The organism is Mycobacterium sp. 1465703.0 (assembly GCF_001672975.1).
Lineage (GTDB): Bacteria > Actinomycetota > Actinomycetes > Mycobacteriales > Mycobacteriaceae > Mycobacterium.
Genome location: NZ_LZKU01000178.1, coordinates 1 through 23,840 on the forward strand (window position 1 = coordinate 1; position 23,840 = coordinate 23,840).

Sequence of the window (23,840 nt, forward strand, 5' to 3'; positions counted from 1 at the left end):
GGCCGCCGCGATCGCGACGTCGATCAAGCGGCTCATCGAAGCCGGCACCCCGCCCTCCGAGATCGCGGTGCTGTACCGAGTCAACGCGCAGTCGGAGATTTACGAGGAGGCGCTGACCGAGGCCGGCATCGCCTATCAGGTTCGCGGCGGCGAGGGATTCTTCAACCGCCAGGAGATCAAGCAGGCCCTGGTGGCGCTGCACCGGGCCGCTGAGCGCACCGGCGCCGAGCCCCTGGAAAGCCCACTGCCCGACGTGGTGCGTGCGGTGCTGGAACCGCTGGGGCTGACGGCCGAAGAGCCGGTCGGCGCCCGGGCGCGGGAGCGCTGGGAAGCGCTGAGCGCGCTGGCCGAGTTGGTGGACGACGAAGTGGCGCAACGTCCGCAACTTGACTTCGCGGGTTTACTGTCCGAACTCCGGTCTCGCGCCGATGCCCGGCACCCACCGGTGGTGCAGGGTGTCGCACTGGCCTCGCTGCACGCCGCCAAGGGCCTCGAATGGGATGCGGTGTTCCTGGTCGGGTTGGCCGACGGCACACTGCCCATCTCGCACGCGTTGGCGCACGGCGCCGAGAGTGAAGCAGTCGAGGAGGAGCGGCGACTGCTCTACGTCGGAATCACCAGGGCCAGAACGCATTTGGCCCTCAGCTGGGCACTGGCCCGCAGCCCGGGTGGGCGGCAGAACCGCAAGCCGTCGCGGTTCCTCAACGGCATCGCACCCCAGGCGCGGGCCGACGCGGCGCCGAACAAACCTCGGCGCAATCGGGGCACCGCGACCCGCTGCCGGATCTGCAACAACAACCTGACCACCCCGGCGGCCATCATGCTGCGCCGCTGCGAGACCTGCGCGGCCGACATCGACGAGGATCTGTTGCTGCGGCTCAAGGCATGGCGGCTGGATGTGGCTAAGGAGCAGAAGGTGCCCGCCTACGTCGTGTTCACCGACAACACGCTCATCGCCATCGCCGAGCTGCGGCCCGACGACGACGAGGCGCTGATCGCGATTCCCGGCATCGGCTCCCGAAAGCTGGAACAGTACGGCCCCGACGTGCTGGAGCTGGTGCGCGGCCGCTGACCGCTAAACCCGCAGGTCACAAAATCGGTTGTGGTCGGCGGCGGTGACCGTTTACCCTCGAAACCGCAACTCGGCACTACGGAAGAAGGAAGGTGGCCACGATGATCAGCGACGCGTTCGGTGTAGGCGTGGCCCGCGCGGTGATGTCCGCGGGTGCCTTCCATGCCGCACACGCCGCCGGGGCGGCCGCGCTTAAGCATCGCGCCGCCGTGACCGACGCGTCCGTAGTAGTCGGGGGCCCACCGAAGGCAAGGTAAGCACCCAGCCCGGTTTTCTCCCAGATGGCCACGGACCCGAAGTCACCAGGATCCGTGGCCATAGTTATTGGGTCGACAACTGTCGACCTGGTCCGGATCACCACTAAGGACAGCAATCCAGACCAGGAAGTAGGTGGTAGGACATGTCGGCAGCGACAGTCCCCAGACAGGCCCTGCCGTGTCATGTCGGCGATCCCGACCTGTGGTTCGCCGACGCCCCAGCCGATCTCGAGCGCGCCAAGACGCTGTGCACGAGCTGCCCGGTCCGGCGCGAGTGTCTGGCGGCGGCGTTGGAACGGGCCGAACCCTGGGGTGTGTGGGGCGGCGAAATCATCGACCGCGGTTCGGTCCTGAGCTTCAAACGACCGCGCGGACGTCCCCGCAAAGGCCGCCGGGAGGACGGAGCCGCCGCCTAGGGCGCCGGTTCTGAGATGACCGCGGTGTCTGGCTCGGCGAAGCCGGGGACCAGTTCTTCGGACAGCGCCTTGATCGCCACGTGCGCATCCAGCTGGCACAGGATCGCGGACACCGACAGGATCACCCGCATCGGGATGACCAGCTTGGCTGGCAGGTCCATCTGCCGGACCGTCCGGATCTGCGACACCGAGCGATCGATCTCGACGGCGGACATCTTCTGCAGCCACTTACGCGTGTAGTGGAAGACCTCGACCTCGACCGGTTCGACGTACTGGCGCAGCATGTCGTCGATGTCGCGCACCGACACCTGCTGGCCCTTCTGGATGAAGCCGGCCTTCTCCATCGTCGGCAACAGCATGTCGTAGTTCTTGTCGCGAGCCAGCCGGATGCTCATCCCGAGCTCGATCGGCAAGCCGCCGGGCAGCGCGGCAACCGCGCCGAAGTCGATCACACCCATTCGGCCATCGGGAAGCAGCATGAAGTTGCCCGGGTGGGCGTCGCCGTGCAGCATCCCCAGCCGGCGCGGCGCATCGAAGGTGAGCTCGAGCAGCCGGGTGCCGATCAGGTCGCGCTGCTCGACGGTGCCGTGCCGGATGATCTCGGCCATCGGGGTGCCCTGCATCCACTCCTGGATCACCACCTTCGGTGCGCTGGCCACGATGCGCGGCACCGCGAAGTGGGGGTGGTTCTGATACGCCTTGGCGAAGGCACGCTGGTTCTCGGCCTCCAGCCGGTAGTCCAGTTCCATCTCGGTGCGCTCGATCAACTCGTCCACCACGCCTTGCACGTCGGCGCCCGGCGCGAGTTGCTTGAACACACTGACCAGGCGCTGCATGGTCTTGAGGTCGGCCCGCAGTGCCTCGTCGGCACCCGGGTACTGGATCTTGACCGCCACCTCACGGCCGTCGGACCATACCCCCTTGTGGACCTGGCCGATGCTGGCCGAGGCTACCGGGGCATCGTCGAACGAGCTGAACCGTTCGCGCCACTTGGTGCCCAGCTGGGCGTCGAGCACCCGGTGCACCTTGGCGGCGGGTAGCGGCGGGGCATCCTTCTGCAGCTTGGTCAACGCTTCGCGGTAGGGCTCGCCGAACTCTTCGGGAATAGCGGCTTCGAGCACCGACAGGGCCTGGCCCACCTTCATCGCGCCGCCCTTGAGCTCGCCGAGGACGGTGAACAGTTGGTGGGCGGCCTTTTCCAGCAGCTCGGCCTGGACCTCGTCTCTGGATTTTCCGGTCAGCCGTTTACCGAATCCGAGCGCCGCCCGGCCGGCAAATCCGACCGGAATGCTGGCCAGCTTCGCGTTCCGCGCAGCACGGCCCCGTTTGATGTCAGACACGTACCCATCATCCATGATGGCCAGCGCGTTTCGCAGCGATGTCGACAACGCGCGTTGTCACGCTAATTAACGGGCTGGTCAACGGGACTCGATCGGAGAATGTGGTCTTCACTACAGCTCGTCGAATCGCCCACTGGTCAGCACGAACACAGTGGGTGTCTGGCCCACGGTCGCGTGGCGATCGCGCCCGCATCCAGATCGAATTCCAGGGTCGCGTTCAGCGTCTGGGGTGGTTCCGGATCGGGTGCCGCTTCCTGCCGGTGCACGGCCGCGATCACCCGGTTCACCTGGCTGAGCGCCAGTGCCGCCGTCGCCAAAACGGTGGCCCGGTCGGCGACGCCGACGGTTTCGCGTAGCTGGGCACAGATCGCCGGCCATGCCGCGTCGCGGTCCCGGCGGTGTAGGTCGGCGCAACCCAAACAGCTGGTCACGCCGGGAATCACCAGCGGGCCGACCAGTCCGATGCCGTCGCGCACCCGCACCAGCAGATGCGCGACGCCCTGGCTGTGCAGATCGCGCACCATGCGTGGGTCGGCGACCAGGTAGTCCGACAACACCACCAAGTCGACCTCATTGGCCGACACCGCGGCATGCGGTTGACTGCTGTGCGTGATCCGCGCGCCCGAACAACGCAACGTCTCCACCAGCAGCTCCGACAGCGGTCCGCGGCCATGGATCCGCACCGAGGCCGACCGTCCGCGCGTTCGGCCGCATTCGGTCGCCACCCCGGCACCGACCAATTGCGCGACCAGGTTTCGCAGGCCGTCAGTGTCAGTCAAACCACGCTCGAGGGCGCGGTGCTGCAACTCCGAGAGCGGGGTCGGCGACCACATGGACCGCAACAGCATGGCCAGTTCGGCAGCGGGCAGGCCATCCGGTGGACGGACCAGCACGGCGCGGCGTGGGTTCCAGCCCACCTGGACCGCACCGTCGGGTCGCAGCAGGACCGGCAGCGCAGGATCCAGCGCATAACTGGAAGGCACGGCCTGGCACCGCTGAGTCACCGTGCAACTGTGTCACGCCGGAGTCGAGCCCCCGGTCAGTTATCCACAGAGCCGCCGTCAGGACCCGTAGCGTCGCCGGGGTCCTTGCCCTCTCGCTCGAGTTTGGCGATCGCCTCATCGATACCGCTGGTGTCACCGCCGATGACCCGGTCGATGAAGCCCGCGGGCTCGTCGAGGTCATCGGCGTCGGGCAGCAGATCGGGGTGTTGCCAGATGCCGTCGCGGGCGTCTACCCCGGCGGCCTCGGTCAGGCGCTCCCAGAACGCGGCGGCCTCACGCATCTTGCGCGGCCGCAGCTCCAGCCCGACCAGCGTCGCGAAGGTCTGCTCGGCCGGACCACTGCTGGCCCGGCGGCGGCGCATGGTCTCACCGAGCGCGGCCGCGCCGGGAATCCGGTCACCCAGCGCCGCGGCCACCACCACCTGAACCCAGCCTTCGATCAAGGCGAGCAGTGTCTCCAGGCGTTCCAGTGCCTGCGTCTGCGCCGGCGTCGCCTTGGGCTCGAAAACGCCTTGCTCAAGCAGGTTTTCGATTGCCGCCGGGTCAGATAGCGAGGCCGGGTTGAAGTCGCGCGCCAGCTCTTCGATCCCGGACATGTCGATCTCCATGCCCATCGCGTACGCCTCGACGGCGCCCAGCAGTTGGCTCGCCAGCCACGGCACGTGGCTGAACAGCCGGTGGTGGGCGGCCTCACGCGCGGCCAAAAACGTCAGGACCTCGCTGCGCGGACGCTCCAGTCCGGTCGCGAACGACTCGACGGCGTCGGGCAATATCGCCGCAATCCCTTTGGGCCCCAACGGCAAACCGATGTCGGTCGACGTCAGCACCTCGCGGGACAGCCGGCCCAGCGCCTGTCCGAGCTGCGAGCCGAACGCCATACCGCCCATCTGCGACATCATCTGCATCAGCGGTCCGGCCATGCTCTTGGCTTCTTCGGGCAACGAGGCGGCCCACACCGTCGAAATCTGTTGAGCCATCGGGTCACACAGCCGCTTCCAAGTCTGCAACGTGTTGTCGACCCAGTCGCCGGGGGTCCAACCCACCGCCTTAGTGGTGCCCGCCGGCAGCGCGGTGGCTCCGTCCAGCCAGGTTTCGGCAAGGTGCACCGCATCGGAGATCGCCGAGTTGGTGGTGTCCGGGACCGGCGCCACGAAGCCGATCGAATTCGTCGCGACTCGCCGCGCCAACTCGTAATTGACCGGTCCCGAGGACGTTCCGCCGGGCCCGACAGTGCCCGCGCTGCTGAACATCTGGCCCAGTTGGGTGAAGATCTGCCCCAAATCGCCCATGCCGAAGTCACCGCTCATGCCGAAGGCGGCGAACGGGTCCGACGATCCCGAATCGGGATCTTTTTTCCCGCGTTTGTCGGGGTCTTCTCCGGGGGAGAAACCGAAAGGCAGGTCAGCCATACCCTCAACGGTACTCACCACGGGATCAGACAGCGCGACCTCGGGTCAGCTTGTAGCTGAACCCGGTTACCGGGCGCTGTAGCTGAATCGGTGCCGCGGGCGCCGTCTAGTCTGATCGGCGTGAACAGGCGCATTCTGACCCTGGTGGTCGCGCTCGTGCCGATCGTGGCGTTCGGCGTGTTGCTGGCGGTGGTGACGGTGCCGTTCGTGTCGCTGGGGCCCGGCCCCACCTTCGACACGCTCGGCGAGGTCGACGGCAAGCAGGTGGTGGCGATCGAGGGCACCCAGACGCATCCGACGACCGGCCACCTCAACATGACGACGGTGTCCCAGCGCGACCAACTGACGCTGGGCGAGGCGCTGACGCTGTGGCTTTCGGACCAGGAACAGCTGGTCCCGCGGGATCTCATCTATCCGCCCGGTAAGTCGCGGGAGGACGTCGACAAGGCCAACAACGCGGACTTCAAGCAATCCGAGGACAGCGCCGCTTACGCGGCCCTGGGCTTCCTGAAATACCCGGAGGCGGTCACGGTGGCCAAGGTTTCCGAGCCCGGCCCCTCGGTGGGCAAGCTCAAGACGGGTGACGCCATCGACGCGGTCAACGGCACACCGGTGGCCACTGTCGAGGAGTTCACCGGCTTGCTGAAGAACACCAAGCCCGGCCAGGTGCTGACGATCGACTATCGCCGCAAGAACGAGCCGGCCGGTGTGGCACAGATCACGCTGGGCGCCAACAAAGACCGTGACTACGGCTTCCTGGGTGTCGCGGTGCTCGATGCACCGTGGGCACCGTTCACCGTGGACTTCAATCTGGCCAATATCGGCGGGCCGTCTGCCGGACTGATGTTCAGCCTGGCAGTGGTCGACAAACTGACCACCGGCGATCTGGCCAAGTCGAACTTCATCGCGGGCACCGGAACCATTTCCGCCGACGGCAAGGTGGGTCAGATCGGCGGCATCACCCACAAGATGGTCGCCGCTCACGCGGCCGGGGCCACGGTGTTTCTGGTGCCGGCGAAGAATTGTTATGAGGCCAGTTCGGACAATCCGTCCAACTTGAAGTTGGTCAAGGTCGAGACGCTCGGCCAGGCAGTCGATGCGCTGCACACGATCGGGTCGGGCGGGCAGCCGCCAAGCTGCTAGCGAACGCCGGCGATCACCTGTAGTGCCATGCGTAGAGTTGTCACCGTCTAGCAATCGATCAGGGAGCGTAGCCAGTGGGGATGCGGCCCACCGCACGGATGCCGAAGCTGACTCGGCGTAGCCGGATTCTGATCCTGATCGCACTGGGTGTGATCGCTCTGCTGCTCGCGGGTCCGCGGCTGATCGACGCGTACGTGGACTGGCTGTGGTTCGGCGAGCTCGGCTATCGCTCGGTGTTTTCCACCGTGCTGGTCACCCGGTTTGTGGTCTTTTTAGTGGCCGGTCTGCTGGTGGGCGGCATCGTGTTCGCCGGGCTCGCGGTGGCCTACCGCACCCGCCCGGTGTTCGTGCCGAGCAACGACAACGACCCGGTGGCGCGCTACCGCGCCCTGGTGCTGTCCCGGCTGCGACTGGTGAGCGCCGGAATCCCGGTGGCGATCGGCTTGCTGGCCGGCATCATCGCGCAGAGCTACTGGGTGCGGATCCAACTGTTCTTGCACGGCAGCGACTTCGGCATCAAGGATCCGCAGTTCGGCAAGGATCTGGGTTTCTACGCGTTCGAGCTGCCGTTCTACCGGCTGCTGCTCAGCTACATGTTCGTCGCGGTATTCCTGGCGTTCGTGGCCAATCTGTTGGCCCACTATATTTTTGGCGGCATCCGGCTGTCCGGTCGTACGGGTGCGCTGAGCCGCTCGGCGCGAATCCAGCTGGTCACCCTGGTTGGGCTGTTGGTGTTGCTGAAGGCGGTTGCCTATTGGCTGGACCGCTATGAGTTGCTGTCGCACACCCGCGGCGGCAAGCCCTTCACCGGCGCCGGGTATACCGACATCAACGCGGTGCTGCCGGCGAAGCTGATCCTCATGGCGATCGCGCTGATCTGCGCCATCGCGGTGTTCTCGGCGGTCGCCCTTCGGGACCTGAGGATTCCGGCGATCGGGCTGGTGCTGTTGCTGCTGTCGTCGTTGATCGTGGGCGCCGGATGGCCACTGATCGTCGAGCAGATCAGCGTCAAACCCAATGCCGCGCAGAAGGAAAGCGAATACATCAGCCGCAGCATCGCCGCGACGCGGCAGGCCTACGGCCTGACCTCGGAGCAGGTCACTTACCGTAACTACACCGGCGACACGCAGGCCACCGCCCAGCAGGTCGCCGATGATCGCGCGACCACCTCCAACATCCGGCTTCTCGACCCGACTATCGTCAGCCCGGCGTTCACCCAGTTCCAGCAGGGCAAGAACTTCTACTACTTCCCCGACCAGCTCTCCATCGACAGGTACCAGGACCGCACCGGGGCGTTGCGTGACTACGTGGTGGCGGCCCGCGAACTGAACCCGGACCGGCTGATCGACAACCAGCGGGACTGGATCAACCGGCACACCGTCTACACCCACGGCAACGGCTTTATCGCCTCGCCGGCCAACACGGTGCGCGGAATTGCCAACGACCCCAACCAAAACGGCGGCTACCCCGAGTTTCTGGTCAACGTGGTCGGCGCCAACGGCGGCGTGGTGTCCGACGGCCCGGCGCAACTCGATCAGCCTCGCGTCTATTTCGGACCGGTCATCTCCAACACGTCGGCCGACTACGCGATCGTCGGGCGCAACGGCAATGACCGCGAATACGACTACGAGACCAGCAACGAGACCAAGAATTACACCTACACCGGGCTCGGCGGCGTCCCGCTCGGCGACTGGTTGTCGCGCAGCGTGTTCGCCGCGAAGTTCGCCGAGCGAAACTTCTTGTTCTCCAACGTGATCGGCTCGAACAGCAAGATCCTGTTCAACCGCGACCCGGCGCGACGGGTGGAGGCGGTGGCGCCGTGGCTGACCACCGACAGCTCGGTGTACCCGGCGATCGTCAACAAGCGACTGGTGTGGATCATCGACGGCTACACCACGTTGGACAATTACCCGTATTCCGAACTCACCTCGCTGGAGTCGGCGACCGCGGACTCCAACGAAGTGGCGTTCAACAGGCTGGCGCCCGACAAGCGGGTCTCCTACATCCGCAACTCGGTCAAGGCCACTGTGGACGCCTACGACGGCACGGTCACGCTCTACCAGCAAGACGAGCGTGACCCGGTGCTCAAAGCCTGGATGTCGGTCTTCCCGGGCACCGTCAAGCCCAAGAGCGACATCAGCCCCGAGCTGGCCGAGCATCTGCGCTATCCCGAGGACCTGTTCAAGGTGCAGCGCATGCTGCTGGCCAAGTACCACGTGAACGATCCGGTGACGTTCTTCTCCACCTCGGACTTCTGGGACGTGCCGCTGGATCCCAACCCGACGGCCAGCAGCTACCAGCCGCCGTATTACATCGTCGCGAAAAACATTGCGAAGAACGACAATACGGCGTCGTATCAGTTGACCAGCGCGATGAACAGGTTCAAGCGCGACTATCTGGCCGCCTACATCAGTGCCAGCTCCGACCCCGCGACGTACGGCAAGATCACCGTGCTGACCATTCCGGGTCAGGTCAATGGGCCGAAGCTGGCCAACAACGCGATCACCACCGATCCGGCGGTGTCGCAGGACCTCGGCGTGATCGGGCGAGACAACCAGAACCGCATCCGGTGGGGCAACTTGCTCACCTTGCCGGTGGGTCAGGGCGGGCTGCTCTACGTCGAACCCGTCTATGCCTCGCCGGGGGCCAGCGACGCGGCATCGTCGTATCCGCGGCTGATCCGGGTGGCGATGATGTACAACGACAAGATCGGCTACGGCCCCACCGTGCGTGACGCGCTGACCGGGCTGTTCGGTCCGGGCGCGGGAGCGGCGGCGACGGGCATTCAGCCCACCGAGTCCGGGACACCCGCCGCCAGTCCACCGGCCAGTGTGCCGGCTCCGGCCGTGACGCCGGGATCACCGCCGCCGGTGGCCGCACCGCCGGTGCCCGACGGGGCGGTGACCTTGTCGCCGGCCAAATCAGCTGTCCTGCAAGAGATTCAGGCAGCAATCGGCGCGGCGAAGGACGCGCAGAAGAAGGGCGATTTCGCCGGTTACGGTGCGGCGTTGCAGCGGCTCGACGACGCGATCACCAAGTACAACAACACCAAATAGGTCTCAGGCGTACGCCGTTCGGAATCTGTCCCGGTAGGCTTTGGGGCTGATGCCCAGGTGGTTGACGAAAACCCTTCGCAGCGTTTCGATGCTGCCGAAACCGGCCATGCCCGCGGTTTCGGTGACGGACCGGCCGGATTCAAGTGCGTTGCGGGCGAAATCGATTCGTACCAATTCGACATACCGTGCCGGCGTCATCCCCAGCTCGGATTGGAAGAGCCGGGTCAGCTGGCGTGTGCTCAACGATGCAAGGGCCGCAAGCCTTTTCACGCTGTAGTCGGCGCCAGGGTCGGCTGCGATCGCATCGGTGACCGCGCGCAGCGGGGACTGCGGCGGGGGGTCGGCTTCGAGTAACACCGAGAACTGCGATTGGCCGCCGGCGCGTTTGAGATAGACGACCAGCCATCGGGCTACGTCGCGGACCAGTTCGGTCCCGTGATCCATCTCGACCAATGCCAGCGCCAGATCGATGCCCGCCGAAATCCCGGCCGAGGTGAAGATGTTGCCGTCGCGCACAAAGATCGCATCCGGCTCGACGGTGACATCCCGGAAGGCCCGGGCGAATCGCCGGGCATCGTGCCAGTGGGTGGTAGCGCGCCGGCCACTGAGCAGACCCGCCTGCGCGAGAACGAACGAGCCGGTGCATATCGAGGCGATGCGTCGGGTCCGGGCCGACAACGACCTGACGGCCTGGACCAAAGCGGGATCGATCGGACGTCCGGGCAGATGGTCGCTGCCCGCGACAATGACGGTGTCGGCGGACTCGATTGCAGAAATGCGATCGGTCACGCCAAAGGGGGTCCCGATCGAACTGGTCACCTCGCAACCGTCCACCGACGCGATTTTGATCTGGTAGTCGGCGCCGAACCGGTTGGCCTCGACGAAGACCTCACCCGCTCCCGCGACATCCAGCAACGTCACATCGTCGAAGACCACGATAACTACCACGCGCGACCGCGCACCGGCTTCAGCCACCGATACATTGTGTCGCAATTCGAGGGAAACATGTCGCATCAGACGGTGATAGCCGGCCGACGGGCTGGCGATTGCGTCGCGTTCTGTGGTGAAGACGGCTCAATAGCGTCGGACAGACGGAACTGGGCGGCTGGATACTACTCATCACTCGCCCTATACAGGAGGTTGACCATGGTCACTCAGCCCGTCGAAAGTATCGCTGACATCGTCGTCCCGGACACCCCGCTTGTGCGCGATATCACCGAATTGATCCGCGACGCCGAAGACGACTTGCTCTTCGACCATTCCCGGCGGGTGTTCCTGTTCGGCGCGCTGCAGGGCCGGCGGCGGGGCCTGCAACCAAACCTGGAGTTGCTCTACGCCGGGGCGATGTTTCACGACTTGGGCCTGACCGAGCGTTACCGCACGTCCAACCTGCGCTTCGAAGTGGACAGCGCGAACGCGGCGCGCGCCTTCCTGTTGGAGCACGGGGTCGACCAAGTAGATGCTGACAAAGTGTGGCTGAGCATTGCGCTGCACACGACCCCCGGCATACCTGAGTTCCTCGGACCCGAAATCGCCTTGGTTACAGCCGGTGTCGAGACCGACGTGTTGGGTATCGGCCGTGATGATCTTTCGCCCGAATCCCTGGCCGCGGTCACTGCCGCTCATCCCCGGCCGGATTTCAAGCGGCGTATTCTGGCCGCCTTCAACGACGGCATGAAGCACCGCCCACACAGCACCTTCGGCACGGTCAATGCGGACGTGCTGCAGCACTTCGACCCGCCATTCCGTCGTGACAACTTCGTCGAGATCATCCTCAACAACACGTGGCCCGAATAGGCGCGGTGACGACGACCTTCCGGCGGTGCCGCGGAAGGCGGCGGATTCGGCCCGCCGATCGGGCGCCGGCACCTGTCCGATTCCGTGGGAAACGTGGCCGCAACCCTCTGGCCGACTGACTGTGCCGCGGCGCAAGCTAACTCCAAGCATTCGAGAAGGAGCGATCTGGTGATCCAGTCGATGGAAACCATTGCCGGTGTCGTCATACCCGATAGCGCGCTAGTGCGCGAGGCGACCGAATTCATCCGCAGCGCCGAAGACGACGTGCTCTTCCACCATTCCCGGCGGACGTACCTGTTCGGGGCACTACATGGGCGCCGCCTAGGCCTGCAACCAGACCTCGAGCTGCTCTACGTGGCGGCGATGTTCCACGACCTAGGGCTCACAGCGCGCTACGGCACCTCGACCGAGCGCTTCGAAATCGACGGTGCCGACGCGGCCCGCGACTTCTTGGTGCAGCACGGCATCGATGAATCCGAGGCCCACAAGGTGTGGCTGGGTATCGCGTTGCACACGACGCCAGGGGTGCCGGCCCACCTTGAGCCCGAAATCAGCTTGCTCGTAGCCGGTGTCGCGACCGACGTCGTCGGTCTCGATCGAGCGGCCCTTTCACCGGACGCTATCGAGGCTGTGATCGCCGCGCACCCGCGCCCCGATTTCAAGAATCGCATCCTCACGGCCTTCAACGACGGTATGAAGCACCGCCCGGACACCACCCACGGCACCATGAATGCCGACGTCCTGCAGCACTTCGATCCAAACTTCAAGCCCCGCAACTTGGTCGAGGCGGTCCACAACAGCCCTTGGCCTGAATAACCCGCGGAAAGGAGCGGACAAATGGATATCCATGAAGCGCTGTACACCACCAGGATGATGCGGCGGTTGCGGCCGGATCCGATTCCACTGGACACCCAGGCCCGCATCCTCGATGCCGCCGTTCGCGCCCCGAACGGGGGTAACACCCAGCGGTGGCACTTCGTGGCCGTGGACGATCGGGAACTCATCCGCAAGTTCGCCCAACTCTTCCGCAAAGCCCGCGCCCTCGAATACGAAAAGTTCAGCACTGGAACGGGACCGATGGTGGCTCCGGCGCCCGGAGCGGATCCTTCCGCGCACGCCGAAACGATGCGCCGGATGAAGGGCTCGGGGAATTACCTGGCCGACCACTTCGAAGAGATCCCCCTGTTGCTGTTCGTCTTCGCCATCGATGACCTGGGCGGCGCCAACATCTACCCGGCGATCTGGAGTGCGTTACTCGCGGCCCGTGCCGAGGGCGTCGGCGGCGTCATGACGATGGTGCTCCGCAATTTCGAGGACGAGGTGAACGAGCTGCTGGGAGTTCCGGTCGAGCAGGGCTGGAAGATGTCTGCCATGCTCACCCTGGGCTACCCGTTGGGCAGGTGGGGTGTCGCGGCGAATCGCCATCCGGTGCATGAGGTTTCCTCCCGGAACCACTGGGATGCGCCGTTCGGTGTCGAGGTGCCGCAGCCGCTCTGGCCGCCACACGGCGACACGACGAGCGGCGTGGCGGCGGCCGGCTGAGCCGACCCGAAAAGCGGCCGAACCATTGCAGCGCAAGGGTATTTCGAGGAAGGTAGGTCCAATGACCGAGTTGAACCCGATTGGCGTCACCGTGGTCCAGCCAGGGCAAGGCGATTACGTCGCCTTGCCCGGTTTCGGGGCGGTGTTCAAGCTGTCCAGCAAGACCAACGGCGGCGAGGTCTCCATCGTCGAGCACCCTTTCGAAGTCGGCTTGCTCACCGCGGCGCATCGGCATACGCGCGAGGACGAGCATTCGATCGTGCTGGCGGGCGAGATCGGCTTCCGATCCGACGACAGTGAAGTGGTCCTGGGGCCCGGTGGTTACATCACCAAGCCCCGCGGCCAGATGCACGCGATGTGGAACGCTGGCAGCGAGCCGGGCCGCATCATCGAGGTCATCACTCCGGGTGGATTCGAGAACTATTTCCGCGAATTAGGCGAGCTGCTGGTCGAGCATGCCGACGACCCGGCGGGCAAGCCGTTGCATGAGTTGCCCGAGTTCGGCGAGCTCGCCGACAAGTACGGGCTGACCTACGGATCACCCGAGTGGATGGGCGACATCGCGCAGCGATACGGGCTGAACCCGCCGTCGCACTGACACCGGATCCGGCACCTTCGACCGCCCCTGAGCCCGCGATTTGGTCGCCGTGACACCGGTTCGGTAACCTGGCATTCACCAACGCGGGGTGGAGCAGCTCGGTAGCTCGCTGGGCTCATAACCCAGAGGTCGCAGGTTCGAATCCTGTCCCCGCTACCAGGTAAAACGGCCCCCGGAGATTCTCCGGGGGCCGTTTTCATGCCTACCGCGGCAGCACAGCCTCGATGGCGCTGATCACCTCGGGGGCGTCGGGCTCGGTGCGGGGCCGGAAGCGCTGCACCACCTCACCGCCGGGTGCGATGAGGAACTTCTCGAAGTTCCACTGGATATCTCCCGCTTTTCCGTCGGAGTCGGCGGCTTTGGTCAGCTCGGCGTACAGCGGGTGACGGTCGTCGCCGTTGACATCGGTCTTCGCCAGCAGCGGGAACGTCACCCCGTAGGCCGTCGAGCAGAATTCCTGAATCTCGTCGGCCGTGCCCGGTTCCTGGCCCATGAATTGGTTGCAGGGCACGCCGACGACCGTGAGACCGCGGTCGCCGTAGTCCTTGGCGAGCTTCTCCAGCGCCGTGTACTGCGGAGTCAGTCCGCATTTGGAGGCAACGTTGACGACCAGCGTTGCGCCATCGGACAATTCGGCAAGGGTCGTCGACTGACCGTCGAGGGTGATCAGAGCGATGTCTTTGAGAGTCACGATGACGACGCTAACGCAATGTGGCCAAAGCCCGCGCCTGGCTCATACCGGTTTCGGGTGCTGGCCAACCGGCAACGAAACGGCTAAACGTAGCCCGCACCGCGAGGAACGCCATGCACGACGGCAACCGCAGAGCGACATTCGAAAAAGTTCGCAAAACGCTTGCCCGAGCCGAGGCCGCCAAACACGCCGCGGCGGCCGCCCGCGAAGAATCTGTCCGCGTCCGCGAGCGGGCAGCAGAAGTCAGCAATGCCCCACACCAAGACAAGGCCAGTACCTGATGCTCGGAGCAGGGCATCGCCGCTGCGGCCATCCCGCTGCCGAACCGCGAGGCCACCAAATTCCGTGACACCAGCCGTTTCGTAGCGGCTATGCTGCAGCTATGTTGGCTTGCGCTGTCTGCGGCGCCGGCTTCTACGGCCGCTCTGATGCCCGTTACTGCTCCGCGGCATGCCGACAAAAAGCTCACCGGGCACGCGAGGCCAGACGCATCGCCGCAATGGTTTCCCGGCGCGACCCCATAACTGATCCGCGGCCTTCGGTGAACCGGGCAGATCTCGACACCACGCGCCGGCGCGCTCAAGCCGCGCGTGCCCGGGCGCGTGAAGTCTGCGGCCGGAGTGCCCAACAGTTGCACCGCGCCGGGCAGATTCAACGACCAGCAGTCGATCGATAGCCGTCAGCGGGGTATCGAGCAGCAAGAGTAGGCCGACAATCCGGAAAAGTCATCGTCGGGCTGAGCCATGGTCAGTCGGCGAACGAGCCGGCGGCAGCGCTCGTCGGGGTTCTAAAGCCAGCCGGTGCGGGCGGCGGCAACCGGCTCGGCTGGGGCCGGGGCCAATTCACCGTCCCGCACGCCGTCGAGCAACCGTTTCACCGCGGCGACGATCTCCGGGGCCGCCGCCGCAATCCCGGTCTTGTCGGCTTCGCTGACTTCATCGGCGTCGACGCCCGCCCGGGCCAGCACAGCGGCCGGGTCGGCCAGCTGCTCGGCCAGCCAGGACAGCGGGTCGGCCGACAGCTCGGGCACAAAGTGCCGACGACTGGGTTCCCAACCGTTGAACCGCGGGTGGTGATGGGCGCGGTCCAGCGTGCCGGGCGGGCTGTCAGTGGATCCGAACAGGTCCACCCGCCACACCGGGCGGGTGAAGGCGATCGGGACGCCGGCATAGATCGAGCCATGCGGCTCGGCCCGGTCGACCAGGCGAAGTTCCAGCCTGACTCCTCGCTCCGGGGTTTCCTGACCTTCGAGCGGTGACGGGTCGATGAAATACATGTCTCCGACGACCACACCCAGGGATTCGAATCCGAACGCTGCGAGCATCGCGCACCTTTCCTAGTTCTCCTCGAGCCTAACCTCGCGCGACGCACGCGTTGTCTGCAGAAAGGCTGGCGGCCAAAGCGGCCCGTCGATGTTGTGAACGGCGGTTCGCACCGTCGCGGGCGTCACGGTACATTTCACTGGTCTTCGTTATGCATGTGTGTACGAAGCCCCTGGCAAGGGCAGGGGGTCAATTGCCGTAGTGCCGGGAGGCCGCGGCGCGGACGTAAGGGGCAGCTGGGGTCTTGTCGACACATTCAGGTCCCGGCTCACCTGTGCAGATCAACTCGCAACGGACACCGCCGTATAAGTGGATCGCCGTCGCGATGGTGCTCGTCGGCGTACTGGTTTTGGCCTTGATCTACGGGCAGTTTCGGGGTGCCTTCACGGAAAAGACGCAGTTGACGATGTTGGCGTCGCGGGCTGGGTTGGTGATGGATCCGGGTTCGAAGGTGACCTTTAACGGGGTGGAGATCGGCCGGGTGGGGTCGATTTCGGAGACGGTGCGCGACGGGAAGCCGGCGGCGAAGTTCACCCTTGAGGTGTATCCGCGGTATTTGAAGCTGATTCCGGCGAATGTGAATGCCGATATCAAGGCGACGACGGTGTTCGGTGGCAAGTACGTGTCGTTGACGACGCCGGCCAATCCGTCGCGGCAGCGAATTTCGCCGCGCACCGTCTCCGAAATCGACCCCACCCGGCCGATCTCCACCCCGTTAAAGGTGACCTTCGAACCCGGATCCATCACCAACCCGGCCCGCGACGCCAACATGGTCAACTGGGTCTTGGCAGTGAAGTTGCCCCGAAACTGGCCGTAGATCAGCACCAGCGCGAGTGCGGCGACGATCAGGAGCGCCACGCCGGCCAGCTTGTACGGCGGCGTCCGCGGGGCGTTGGTCTGGATCGGTCGGGCCATGGCGGTTACACCGTGAGGGCGAAGTTGGGGTTGACGCCGTACAGCGCCAACGCGGCGGACAACACAACAACCTGCACCGAGACCAGTGAGAAACGCATCGAGCGCCCGACGGCCTCGCCCACGCCGACCGGCCCGCCGCCGGCGTTGTAGCCGTAGAAGCAGTGGGTGATCATCACGACCGCGGTGATGATGATCGCTTCCAAGAACGACCAGAACACGTCGTCCGGACGCAAGAAGGTCCGGAAGTAGTGCTCATAGGTTCCGTGCGACTGCCCGTAGATCACCGTCGTGGTGATCTGCGGGGACAGGAAAGTCATGATGATCGCCATGGAGTAGATCGGGATGATGACGACCAGGCCGGCCATGATGCGGGTGGAAGCCAGGAACGAGATCGATTTGATGCCCATCACTTCCAGGGCGTCGACCTCCTCGCTGATGCGCATGGCACCCAGCTCCGCCGTCGCGCCGGCGCCGACCGTGGCGGCCATGGCGATGCCGGTGACGACGGGCGCGGCGATGCGCACGTTGATCAGCGCGGCGAAGAAACCGGTGAACGCCTCGACGCCGATGTTGCCGAGCGAGGCGAAGCCCTGGATGGCGACCAGCGAGCTACCGGACAGCGTCACGAAGCCGACGATGGCGACGGTGCCACCGATGACGGCCATGGCGCCGGTGCCCATGCCGATCTGGGCGATGAGTCGCAACGTCTCTTTGCGGTAGTTGCGCAGTGCGTGCGGGATGTGCCCGACGGCGATGGTGCCGAACCACGCCATCTGACCGATGTCGTCGAGTCCGCGGGCCGCGGCAAGACCGTAGCGATCGAGGTTCTCGGCCGCCCGCGGGAAGCGGGAGCGAAAGACGGCGGAAGTCGACATGTCAGTGCCCCGTCCCGAACCGCACGCCGATGGTGGTCAGCACCACGTTGACGGCGTAGAGCGCGACGACGCAGAGCACGACGGTCTCGTTGACGGCGGTGCCCAGGCCCTTGGAGCCGCCGCGCACGGTCAGGCCGCGGTAACAACCGACCAGGCCGGCGATCAGGCCGAAGATCGCGGCCTTGACCGTCGCGATCACCACCTCGGGCAATCCGGTGATGGTGGTCAGGGTGGCCAGGTAAGCACCACCCGACACGTTCTGCAGGTAGACGCCGAACAGGTAGCCGCCGACCAGGCCGACGGTGATCACCAGACCGTTGAGCAAAGTCGCGACCAAGGTCGCGGCGATCACCCGGGGCACCACCAGCCGGTGGATCGGGTCGATGCCGAGCACCTCCATCGCGTCGATCTCTTCGCGGATGGTGCGGGCACCCAGGTCGGCGCAGATCGCGGTCGAGCCGGCGCCGGCGACCACCAGCACCGTGGTCAGCGGGCCGAGCTGGGTGACGGCGCCGATCGCCGCGCCGGCACCGGACAGGTCAGCGGCGCCGAACTGGGCGAGCAGGACGTTCAGCGTGAAGATCAGCAGAACGGTCAGCGGGATCGACACCATGATGGTCGGCAGGAACGCCACCCGCATGATGAACCAGCACTGCTGGATGAACTCGCGATACTGGAACGGCCAGCGGAACAGCGCCCTCCCGGTGAGCACGCACATCCGGAAGAACCCACCGACAAGCGTCAGCGGGGGCTGCAGTTGGTCGCGCACGTAGCTGACCAAGTAGGGACCCCGTCGACTAGTCGACGTCGAAGTCACCGCTGCCCCCTCGCGCTGTCACCACGCGCCTCACGGCGTCGCGGCGGATCGTGTAGCACGCCTCCTCCTCGCCCCGACTCAACGTCTGTGACCATCGGCTCCCTACTGGCAAGTAGTAACGGAGACCACAGGAATGTACCCGATGGCCAAGCAGGTGTGAACCGCATCCGCACAATTAACCCTTCGCCAACAACGAGCAAACGTTACAGCTACCGTCAACTTTCCTCTCTGTCCTTAAAACCTCTTGCCTAAGAATGGATTTAGTCGATCTCCCCTACTCCGTAGCGGATTCGCAGTTCAGTTTTGAGCACCTTCCCGGCCGGGTTGCGCGGCAGCGCGTCGACGATCTCGAGCGCCTTGGGGTGCTTGTATCGCGCCAGCCGTTCGGTCAAAAACTCGTCCAGCTCATCGAGCCGTAAATTGTCGCCCGCGACAGCGGCGACGGCGATCGGCACCTCGCCCCACTTGTCGTGGGCCCGCCCGATAACGGCGACTTCGACGATGCTGGGGTGGCTGGCGAGCACGTTTTCCACTTCGGCGCAATAGATGTTCTCGCCGCCGGAGATGATCATGTCCTTCTTGCGGTCGACCACCCACACGTAACCCTCCTCGTCCATCCGGACGAGGTCGCCGGAGTGAAACCAGCCGCCGGCGAACGCTTCTGCCGTGGCCTCCGGGTTGTTCCAGTAGCCGCTCATCAAAGTTGGTGCGCGGTAAACGATTTCACCAACCTCACCGATGGGCACGTCGTTCATGTTTTCGTCGACGACGCGGGCGGCCACGGTGGGGATCACCTTGCCGACCGAGCCTCGTTTACGAATCGCGTCCTCCCCCAGCAACATGCAGGTGACCGGCGACATCTCCGTCTGGCCGAACGCAGCCAGTATCTGGGTGCCGGGGAACGTCGCCGACATCTCCCGCAGCAGCGCGTCGGGCGCCGGCGCCGCACCCCACGACATCACCCGCAATCTCAGGTCGCGCGGGCGGGCCTGCTGTTCGGCGCAGACCGCCTGCCACTGGGCAGGCACCAAAAAGATTCCGGTGACCTTCTCCGCGGCGAGCACGTCGAGCAGTTGCCCGGGTTCGAATGCCCCGAGGGGGTAGATCACCGTCGGGATGCCGAGCAGCACCCCGGTCAGCAGGTTGCCGATGCCGGCGATGTGGAAGAAGGGCACACCGATGAATCCGACGTCGCTGTTGATGTCGGCGCCGTTGGTGTAGAGGCCGGTCATCGTCTGGCCGGTCAGATTGGCGTGGGTCAGCACCGCGCCCTTCGGCCGGCCGGTGGTGCCCGAGGTGTACATGATCAACGCCGGCGAGTCGTTCGGGATGTCGACGGGCTGGTGCTCTGCCCCGGATTCGTCCAGCAGATCTTGGTAGCCGAGCACGTTGTCGCCGGTCGAACCACCGGCCACCACGATGGTGCTCAGCAACGACTCGATATCGCGCACTCCGGTAGCCACCGGAGCCAGCACGGATTCGGTGATCATTACCCGCGCTTCGCAATCCTGGACCAGGAAGGCGATTTCGGCGGCGGTGAGCCGGAAGTTCAGCGGAACCGCGATGGCTCCCAGCATGTTGACGGCCAACACCGACTCGACGAACTCGGTGCGGTTGAGCATCAGGATCATGACCCGGTCGCCGAAGCCGACGCCCCGGCGGCTCAGCGCATCGGCCAGCGCTGCCACCCGGCTGCGCAATTCGCCCCACGTCACCGTCTTGCCCAGGAACCTCAGCGCCGTCGCCTTCGGCTGCATCAGCGCGTGCCGCTCGAGTTGGTTAACCCAGTTCTGTCGCCGGGCCAGGTACGGCTGCTCGTTCGCCTGTGTCAGATGGTTCGCCAATTGCGCGGTCAAACTCAACACTTCCCTTCACTCGCGCACCGCTTGCGCCAGGTTGATATTTGATAAAACTTAGTGTTGTGTGGGTCACATTAAGGCGTTGACCCGTCCACTGACAAGACCCCGCCAACACCCGTCAAAACTTAAACCCCGACCCGCCCAGCCGAGGAAAGCCCTGGCAGCCCCCGTGAACGCACCGATGTCTATGCAGCCGAGAAGCCGGCGGCCGCTACGGCGGGCGCAGTTGTCCGACGAGGTTGCGGGTCATCTGCGGGCGGCCATCATGTCCGGCACTCTGCGCCCGGGGACGTTCATCCGTCTGGACGAGACCGCGGCCGAGCTCGGAGTCAGCGTCACCCCCGTGCGGGAAGCCCTGCTGAAACTGCGCGGCGAAGGCATGGTGCAGCTCGAACCACACCGCGGCCACGTCGTGCTGCCGCTGACCCGGCAGGACATCGAGGACATCTTCTGGTTGCAGGCGTCGATTGCCAGGGAGCTGGCAGCAGCGGCCACCGACCACATCACTGACGCCGAGATCGATGAGCTGGACCGGATCAACAACTCGCTCGCGGCGGCCGTCGGATCCGGTGACGCCGACACCATCGCGGGCATCGAGTTCGCTTTTCATCGTGTCTTCAACCAGGCCAGTGGCCGGATCAAACTCGCCTGGTTCCTGCTCAACGCCGCGCGCTACATGCCGGTGCTGGTCTACGCCGCCGATCCGGAATGGGGCAAGGCCGCCGTCGACAACCACCGGCAGCTGACCGCCGCACTGCGCCGGCGCGATACCGCCGCGGTCATCGAGCTCACGGTGTGGCAATTCACCGACGCGGCCACCCGGCTGACCGAGATGCGCGATCGCACCGGGATCTTCTAGCGGCGATCGCGAGCGCGGCCGTGGCGATCGCAAGCGCGGCGTAGCCGGGCGCAGCGGGTCGTCACTACAGGCCGAAGCCGGGCGAAGCGGGTCGAGCGCTAGCTCGCGGCCAACTGCTCGGCGCGTTGCTTGAGACTCTCGGCCAGGTGGTCCAGGACGTTGTTGAGCAGCTGCTTCACCATCGGCGCCGGAACCGGCATCGAGGTTTCGACGTCCAGATCCACCGTCAGCAAGCTCGACCCGCCCATGGCCACCACGCTGAACAGTTGCTCCTGCTTGGTGAACAGGTCGCCCTGCTGCAGGACGGTCTGGATCTGATTTTCGCCCGGGTAGTACACGGCCTGGATGAACATGCTCTGCATGCCTTGGTAATCGGTGTCGAGCCGTAGCTGGCTGGGGCGCCCGTCGTCATAGCGGGCCAGCACCCAGAGGCCCTTGATCTCCTCGTTCCACTGCGGGTAGGCCTCGAAGTCGCCGACGATTTTCATGATCAGTGCGGCGTCGGCGTCCACCTCGACGGTCTTGCTCATGACTGGCATGCGCGAAGCATAGCCGGGCCGGTGATGCGGCCCGGCGGTGCCGTCGCGGACGCGACCGATGACGAAACACCTGGTGCCAAGGGTGATCTGGGCGCTTGGTGGTCGACTTATCAGTCCACCGACGCCGTCGCCAGCAGCGCGCGCACGGCGTCGGGAATGGGGACAGACTTGCGGGTGACCCGGTCGACGTACACGTGCACCCAGTGCCCCAACGCGGTAATCGGTTCCCCGCTCGCGGGTGCGTCGGCGCCCGGTGGTGGCGACCGGAACACCCCCAGCCGGTAGGTGACGCTGCTGCGGCCCAGTCGCGTGACGGCCAGGCCCACCGCGAGGTTCTGCGGGAAATGCAATTCGGAGAAGTAGCGACAGCCCGACTCGGCGACGATGCCCAGCGCGGGCGTGGTGATCGGGTTTAGCCCGGTCCCCGTGTTGATCCAGGCGTTGATCGCGGTGTCGAACAACTGGTAGTAAACGGCGTTGTTGAGGTGGCCGAACATGTCGTTGTCGGCCCACCGGGTTCCGACCGGCCACAGTACCGGAAAGTCGTTGCTGGTCAGCCCGTCGGGTGCGGGCGGAACTACGGAAGCCGGCGCCATGGTTGTATTCCAACATGTCTGGAATCCGGGGCGCGGTGCTGGAGCACATCGGGTCACCGCGGCCCTATGCACAGTCGCGGCCGATCACCATCAGCGAACTCGACCTCGCGCCGCCGGGACGCGGCGAAGTCCTGGTCCGCGTCGAGGCGGCCGGCGTCTGCCACTCCGACCTGTCGGTGGTCGACGGGAACAGAGTGCGGCCGGTGCCGATGTTGCTCGGCCACGAGGCCGCCGGGATCGTCGAGCGGGTCGGCGAGGGCGTCGACAACCTGGCCGTGGGTCAGCGGGTGGTGCTGGTGTTCTTGCCGCGGTGCGGCCATTGCGCGGCGTGCGCGACCGACGGCCTCACGCCGTGCGAACTGGGCAGCGCGGCGAACGGCGCGGGCACCTTGCTGGGCGGCGACATTCGGCTCAGCCGCGCCGGGCACCCGGTGTTTCACCACCTCGGGGTGTCGGGTTTCGCGACGCACGCGGTCGTCAATCGGGCCAGTGCGGTCGCGGTGCCGAGTGACGTCCCACCCGACGTCGCCGCGCTGCTGGGGTGCGCGGTGCTCACTGGTGGTGGCGCGGTGCTCAACGTCGGACATCCACAGCCGGGCCAGACGGTGGCCGTCGTCGGGCTGGGAGGTGTCGGGATGGCGGCGTTGCTCACCGCGCTGACCTACGACGACGTCCGCGTCGTCGCCGTCGACCAGTTGCCCGAAAAGCTGGCCGCCGCAAGTCGACTGGGCGCCCACCACGCCTACACGCCTCAGCAGGCCGCCGACGCCCGGGTAAAGGCCGCGGTGGTGGTCGAGGCCGTCGGCCACCCCGCCGCGCTGGAGACCGCGATCGACCTGACCGCACCCGGCGGACGCACCATCACCGTGGGCCTGCCGCCGCCAGCCGCGCGAATCACCGTGTCGCCGTTGGGTTTTGTGGCCGAGGGCCGATCACTGATCGGCAGCTACCTCGGCTCGGCGGTACCCAGCCGGGACATCCCCAGGTTCGTCGAGCTGTGGCGGGCCGGCCGGCTGCCGGTGGAATCGTTGGTGTCGTCGACGATTGCGCTGGAGGACATCAACGAAGCGATGGACCATCTGGCCAATGGCACCGCAGTGCGACAGCTGATCAGATTCGACGGTTAGTCACCGTGCAGGGCGATGCACAGGGCGTGGCCTTGCAGCGCGAACAATGTTTGCGAGCCTGACCAGTCCGGCAGCAGTGAATCGAATCCGTGACAGGTGCGCGCGAAGACGTGCAGCTCGGCCGAGACCTTGGCACGCAGCAACAGCAGCGCATAGTCGACGGCCTCATCACGAAACGGGTCGATCTCGGCACAGGTGATCAAAGCCGGTGGCAGCCCGGCGAATCCGCTCCGCCGCGCGGGCACCGCGGATTCCGGCGCGGCCGCCGGGCCCAGGTAGTGGCGCCACATCAGATCGGCGGCCTCCCCGTCGAACGCTGGGCTGGTGCGAAACTCCGCTTTCGACGGCGTGGCCCGATCGTCCAGCACGGGTTGGTGCAGCAGCTGGAACGCCACCGGCGGCAGTGCCCCGTCGGCGGACCGCTGCGCCAGGCACGCGGCCAGGGCGGCGCCGGCGCTGCTGCCCGCGACGGCCACGCGTGCCGGATCGACTGCGAGTTCACCCCCATTCGCCGCCACCCACCGCAGCACAGCGCCGGCGTCCTCGAGCGCGGCGGGACAGGGATGCTCGGGAGCCAGCCGATAGTCCACCGAAACCACCGTGCAG

General features: G+C 65.9%; 23 protein-coding genes, 1 tRNA gene and 1 pseudogene. 12 read left to right on the plus strand and 13 right to left on the minus strand.

Annotated features, from left to right (window positions below; translation table 11 throughout):
• A partial coding sequence (locus A5625_RS16100) for an ATP-dependent DNA helicase UvrD2 (protein ID WP_197516126.1) occupies positions 1 to 1,072 on the plus strand: 1,072 nt, incomplete at its 5' end.
• A gap of 76 nt (positions 1,073 to 1,148) precedes the next feature.
• Here A5625_RS16100 and A5625_RS29175 read toward each other — a convergent pair.
• Entirely contained in the window at positions 1,149 to 1,391 is a 243-nt protein-coding gene (locus A5625_RS29175) for a hypothetical protein (RefSeq protein ID WP_066995685.1), read from the minus strand.
• Between the two features lie 81 nt (positions 1,392 to 1,472).
• Between A5625_RS29175 and A5625_RS16110 the strand changes: the two genes are divergently transcribed.
• Entirely contained in the window at positions 1,473 to 1,745 is a 273-nt protein-coding gene (locus A5625_RS16110) for a WhiB family transcriptional regulator (protein WP_066995688.1), read from the plus strand.
• Here the strand turns inward: A5625_RS16110 and A5625_RS16115 are convergent.
• The 3 genes from A5625_RS16115 to A5625_RS16125 form a co-directional block, all read right to left on the minus strand.
• Entirely contained in the window at positions 1,742 to 3,100 is a 1,359-nt protein-coding gene (locus tag A5625_RS16115; protein ID WP_066995744.1) for an AarF/ABC1/UbiB kinase family protein, read from the minus strand. The two genes, A5625_RS16110 and A5625_RS16115, sit on opposite strands and share 4 nt — an antisense overlap.
• Before the next feature lie 122 nt (positions 3,101 to 3,222).
• Positions 3,223 to 4,089 carry a cyclodehydratase gene (locus A5625_RS16120; RefSeq protein ID WP_066995691.1) on the minus strand — a complete coding sequence of 289 codons (867 nt, stop codon included), beginning with the start codon at positions 4,087 to 4,089 and terminating at the stop codon, positions 3,223 to 3,225.
• A gap of 35 nt (positions 4,090 to 4,124) precedes the next feature.
• The gene (locus tag A5625_RS16125) at positions 4,125 to 5,516 is read right to left on the minus strand and encodes a zinc-dependent metalloprotease (RefSeq protein ID WP_197516127.1); all 1,392 of its coding nucleotides are present in this window, start codon (positions 5,514 to 5,516) and stop codon (positions 4,125 to 4,127) included.
• A 102-nt stretch (positions 5,517 to 5,618) separates the two neighbouring features.
• On the opposite strand from A5625_RS16125, the gene A5625_RS16130 reads away from it, so the two are divergent.
• Together A5625_RS16130 and A5625_RS16135 are read left to right on the plus strand one after the other, a co-directional pair.
• Positions 5,619 to 6,641, plus strand: coding sequence for a PDZ domain-containing protein (locus A5625_RS16130; protein ID WP_066995697.1), 1,023 nt, complete (start codon positions 5,619 to 5,621; stop codon positions 6,639 to 6,641).
• 74 nt (positions 6,642 to 6,715) lie between these two features.
• A complete protein-coding gene (locus A5625_RS16135; protein ID WP_066995700.1) occupies positions 6,716 to 9,697 on the plus strand; it encodes a UPF0182 family protein in 2,982 nt (993 codons plus the stop codon).
• 3 nt (positions 9,698 to 9,700) lie between these two features.
• On the opposite strand, the gene A5625_RS16140 is transcribed toward A5625_RS16135, so the two are convergent.
• The gene (locus tag A5625_RS16140; protein ID WP_197516128.1) at positions 9,701 to 10,711 is read right to left on the minus strand and encodes a GlxA family transcriptional regulator; all 1,011 of its coding nucleotides are present in this window, start codon (positions 10,709 to 10,711) and stop codon (positions 9,701 to 9,703) included.
• A 132-nt stretch (positions 10,712 to 10,843) separates the two neighbouring features.
• Between A5625_RS16140 and A5625_RS16145 the strand changes: the two genes are divergently transcribed.
• The 5 genes from A5625_RS16145 (at position 10,844) to A5625_RS16165 (ending at position 13,793) form a co-directional block, all read left to right on the plus strand.
• A complete protein-coding gene (locus A5625_RS16145) occupies positions 10,844 to 11,494 on the plus strand; it encodes an HD domain-containing protein (protein WP_066995703.1) in 651 nt (216 codons plus the stop codon).
• A gap of 180 nt (positions 11,495 to 11,674) precedes the next feature.
• Positions 11,675 to 12,310 (plus strand): HD domain-containing protein, encoded by a 636-nt coding sequence (locus A5625_RS16150; protein WP_066995750.1) that lies wholly within the window; start codon positions 11,675 to 11,677, stop codon positions 12,308 to 12,310.
• Between the two features lie 21 nt (positions 12,311 to 12,331).
• A complete protein-coding gene (locus A5625_RS16155; protein ID WP_066995706.1) occupies positions 12,332 to 13,036 on the plus strand; it encodes a nitroreductase family protein in 705 nt (234 codons plus the stop codon).
• Between the two features lie 61 nt (positions 13,037 to 13,097).
• Positions 13,098 to 13,634 (plus strand): cupin domain-containing protein, encoded by a 537-nt coding sequence (locus A5625_RS16160; protein ID WP_066995709.1) that lies wholly within the window; start codon positions 13,098 to 13,100, stop codon positions 13,632 to 13,634.
• 82 nt (positions 13,635 to 13,716) lie between these two features.
• Positions 13,717 to 13,793, plus strand: a tRNA-Met gene (locus A5625_RS16165).
• A 43-nt stretch (positions 13,794 to 13,836) separates the two neighbouring features.
• Here A5625_RS16165 and A5625_RS16170 read toward each other — a convergent pair.
• Both A5625_RS16170 and A5625_RS16175 read right to left on the minus strand, forming a co-directional pair.
• A complete protein-coding gene (locus A5625_RS16170) occupies positions 13,837 to 14,325 on the minus strand; it encodes a glutathione peroxidase (RefSeq protein ID WP_066995723.1) in 489 nt (162 codons plus the stop codon).
• A gap of 787 nt (positions 14,326 to 15,112) precedes the next feature.
• Positions 15,113 to 15,649 (minus strand): hypothetical protein, encoded by a 537-nt coding sequence (locus A5625_RS16175; protein WP_066995725.1) that lies wholly within the window; start codon positions 15,647 to 15,649, stop codon positions 15,113 to 15,115.
• A 323-nt stretch (positions 15,650 to 15,972) separates the two neighbouring features.
• Between A5625_RS16175 and A5625_RS28440 the strand changes: the two are divergent.
• A pseudogene (locus A5625_RS28440) lies at positions 15,973 to 16,324 on the plus strand (MlaD family protein); the annotation flags it as partial.
• 243 nt (positions 16,325 to 16,567) lie between these two features.
• Here A5625_RS28440 and A5625_RS16185 read toward each other — a convergent pair.
• The 3 genes from A5625_RS16185 to fadD5 all read right to left on the minus strand — a co-directional run bounded on the left by A5625_RS16185 (position 16,568) and on the right by fadD5 (position 20,110).
• Positions 16,568 to 17,437 (minus strand): ABC transporter permease, encoded by an 870-nt coding sequence (locus A5625_RS16185; RefSeq protein WP_066995732.1) that lies wholly within the window; start codon positions 17,435 to 17,437, stop codon positions 16,568 to 16,570.
• 1 nt (position 17,438) lies between these two features.
• Positions 17,439 to 18,254 carry an ABC transporter permease gene (locus tag A5625_RS16190; protein WP_066995735.1) on the minus strand — a complete coding sequence of 272 codons (816 nt, stop codon included), beginning with the start codon at positions 18,252 to 18,254 and terminating at the stop codon, positions 17,439 to 17,441.
• 260 nt (positions 18,255 to 18,514) lie between these two features.
• Entirely contained in the window at positions 18,515 to 20,110 is a 1,596-nt protein-coding gene (fadD5, locus tag A5625_RS16195) for a fatty-acid--CoA ligase FadD5 (RefSeq protein ID WP_066995753.1), read from the minus strand.
• Between the two features lie 184 nt (positions 20,111 to 20,294).
• Here fadD5 and A5625_RS16200 point away from each other — a divergent pair, with 184 nt between their 5' ends.
• Entirely contained in the window at positions 20,295 to 20,972 is a 678-nt protein-coding gene (locus A5625_RS16200) for a GntR family transcriptional regulator (RefSeq protein ID WP_197516129.1), read from the plus strand.
• Between the two features lie 98 nt (positions 20,973 to 21,070).
• On the opposite strand, the gene A5625_RS16205 is transcribed toward A5625_RS16200, so the two are convergent.
• Positions 21,071 to 21,511: an SRPBCC family protein gene (locus A5625_RS16205; RefSeq protein WP_066995741.1), complete on the minus strand. Its 441-nt coding sequence runs from the start codon at positions 21,509 to 21,511 to the stop codon at positions 21,071 to 21,073.
• Positions 21,512 to 21,621: 110 nt separating this feature from the next.
• Entirely contained in the window at positions 21,622 to 22,107 is a 486-nt protein-coding gene (locus A5625_RS16210) for a thioesterase family protein (RefSeq protein ID WP_156748281.1), read from the minus strand.
• Positions 22,108 to 22,121: 14 nt separating this feature from the next.
• Here A5625_RS16210 and A5625_RS16215 point away from each other — a divergent pair, with 14 nt between their 5' ends.
• Positions 22,122 to 23,234, plus strand: coding sequence for an alcohol dehydrogenase catalytic domain-containing protein (locus tag A5625_RS16215; RefSeq protein WP_066995758.1), 1,113 nt, complete (start codon positions 22,122 to 22,124; stop codon positions 23,232 to 23,234).
• On the opposite strand, the gene A5625_RS16220 is transcribed toward A5625_RS16215, so the two are convergent.
• The coding region (locus A5625_RS16220; protein ID WP_156748283.1) for an alpha/beta hydrolase fold domain-containing protein at positions 23,231 to 23,840 on the minus strand (610 nt) is incomplete at its 5' end. The genes A5625_RS16215 and A5625_RS16220 overlap by 4 nt on opposite strands.

Coding starts and splice junctions, on each gene's coding strand:
- A5625_RS29175 (WP_066995685.1), bottom strand. CDS start 1,391: ATGGCCACGGATCCTGGTGACTTCGGGTCCGTGGCCATCTGGGAGAAA.
- A5625_RS16110 (WP_066995688.1), top strand. CDS start 1,473: ATGTCGGCAGCGACAGTCCCCAGACAGGCCCTGCCGTGTCATGTCGGC.
- A5625_RS16115 (WP_066995744.1), bottom strand. CDS start 3,100: ATGGATGATGGGTACGTGTCTGACATCAAACGGGGCCGTGCTGCGCGG.
- A5625_RS16140 (WP_197516128.1), bottom strand. CDS start 10,711: ATGCGACATGTTTCCCTCGAATTGCGACACAATGTATCGGTGGCTGAA.
- A5625_RS16145 (WP_066995703.1), top strand. CDS start 10,844: ATGGTCACTCAGCCCGTCGAAAGTATCGCTGACATCGTCGTCCCGGAC.
- A5625_RS16150 (WP_066995750.1), top strand. CDS start 11,675: ATGGAAACCATTGCCGGTGTCGTCATACCCGATAGCGCGCTAGTGCGC.
- A5625_RS16155 (WP_066995706.1), top strand. CDS start 12,332: ATGGATATCCATGAAGCGCTGTACACCACCAGGATGATGCGGCGGTTG.
- A5625_RS16160 (WP_066995709.1), top strand. CDS start 13,098: ATGACCGAGTTGAACCCGATTGGCGTCACCGTGGTCCAGCCAGGGCAA.
- A5625_RS16175 (WP_066995725.1), bottom strand. CDS start 15,649: ATGCTCGCAGCGTTCGGATTCGAATCCCTGGGTGTGGTCGTCGGAGAC.
- A5625_RS16185 (WP_066995732.1), bottom strand. CDS start 17,437: ATGTCGACTTCCGCCGTCTTTCGCTCCCGCTTCCCGCGGGCGGCCGAG.
- A5625_RS16200 (WP_197516129.1), top strand. CDS start 20,295: ATGTCTATGCAGCCGAGAAGCCGGCGGCCGCTACGGCGGGCGCAGTTG.
- A5625_RS16205 (WP_066995741.1), bottom strand. CDS start 21,511: ATGCCAGTCATGAGCAAGACCGTCGAGGTGGACGCCGACGCCGCACTG.
- A5625_RS16210 (WP_156748281.1), bottom strand. CDS start 22,107: ATGGCGCCGGCTTCCGTAGTTCCGCCCGCACCCGACGGGCTGACCAGC.
- A5625_RS16215 (WP_066995758.1), top strand. CDS start 22,122: ATGTCTGGAATCCGGGGCGCGGTGCTGGAGCACATCGGGTCACCGCGG.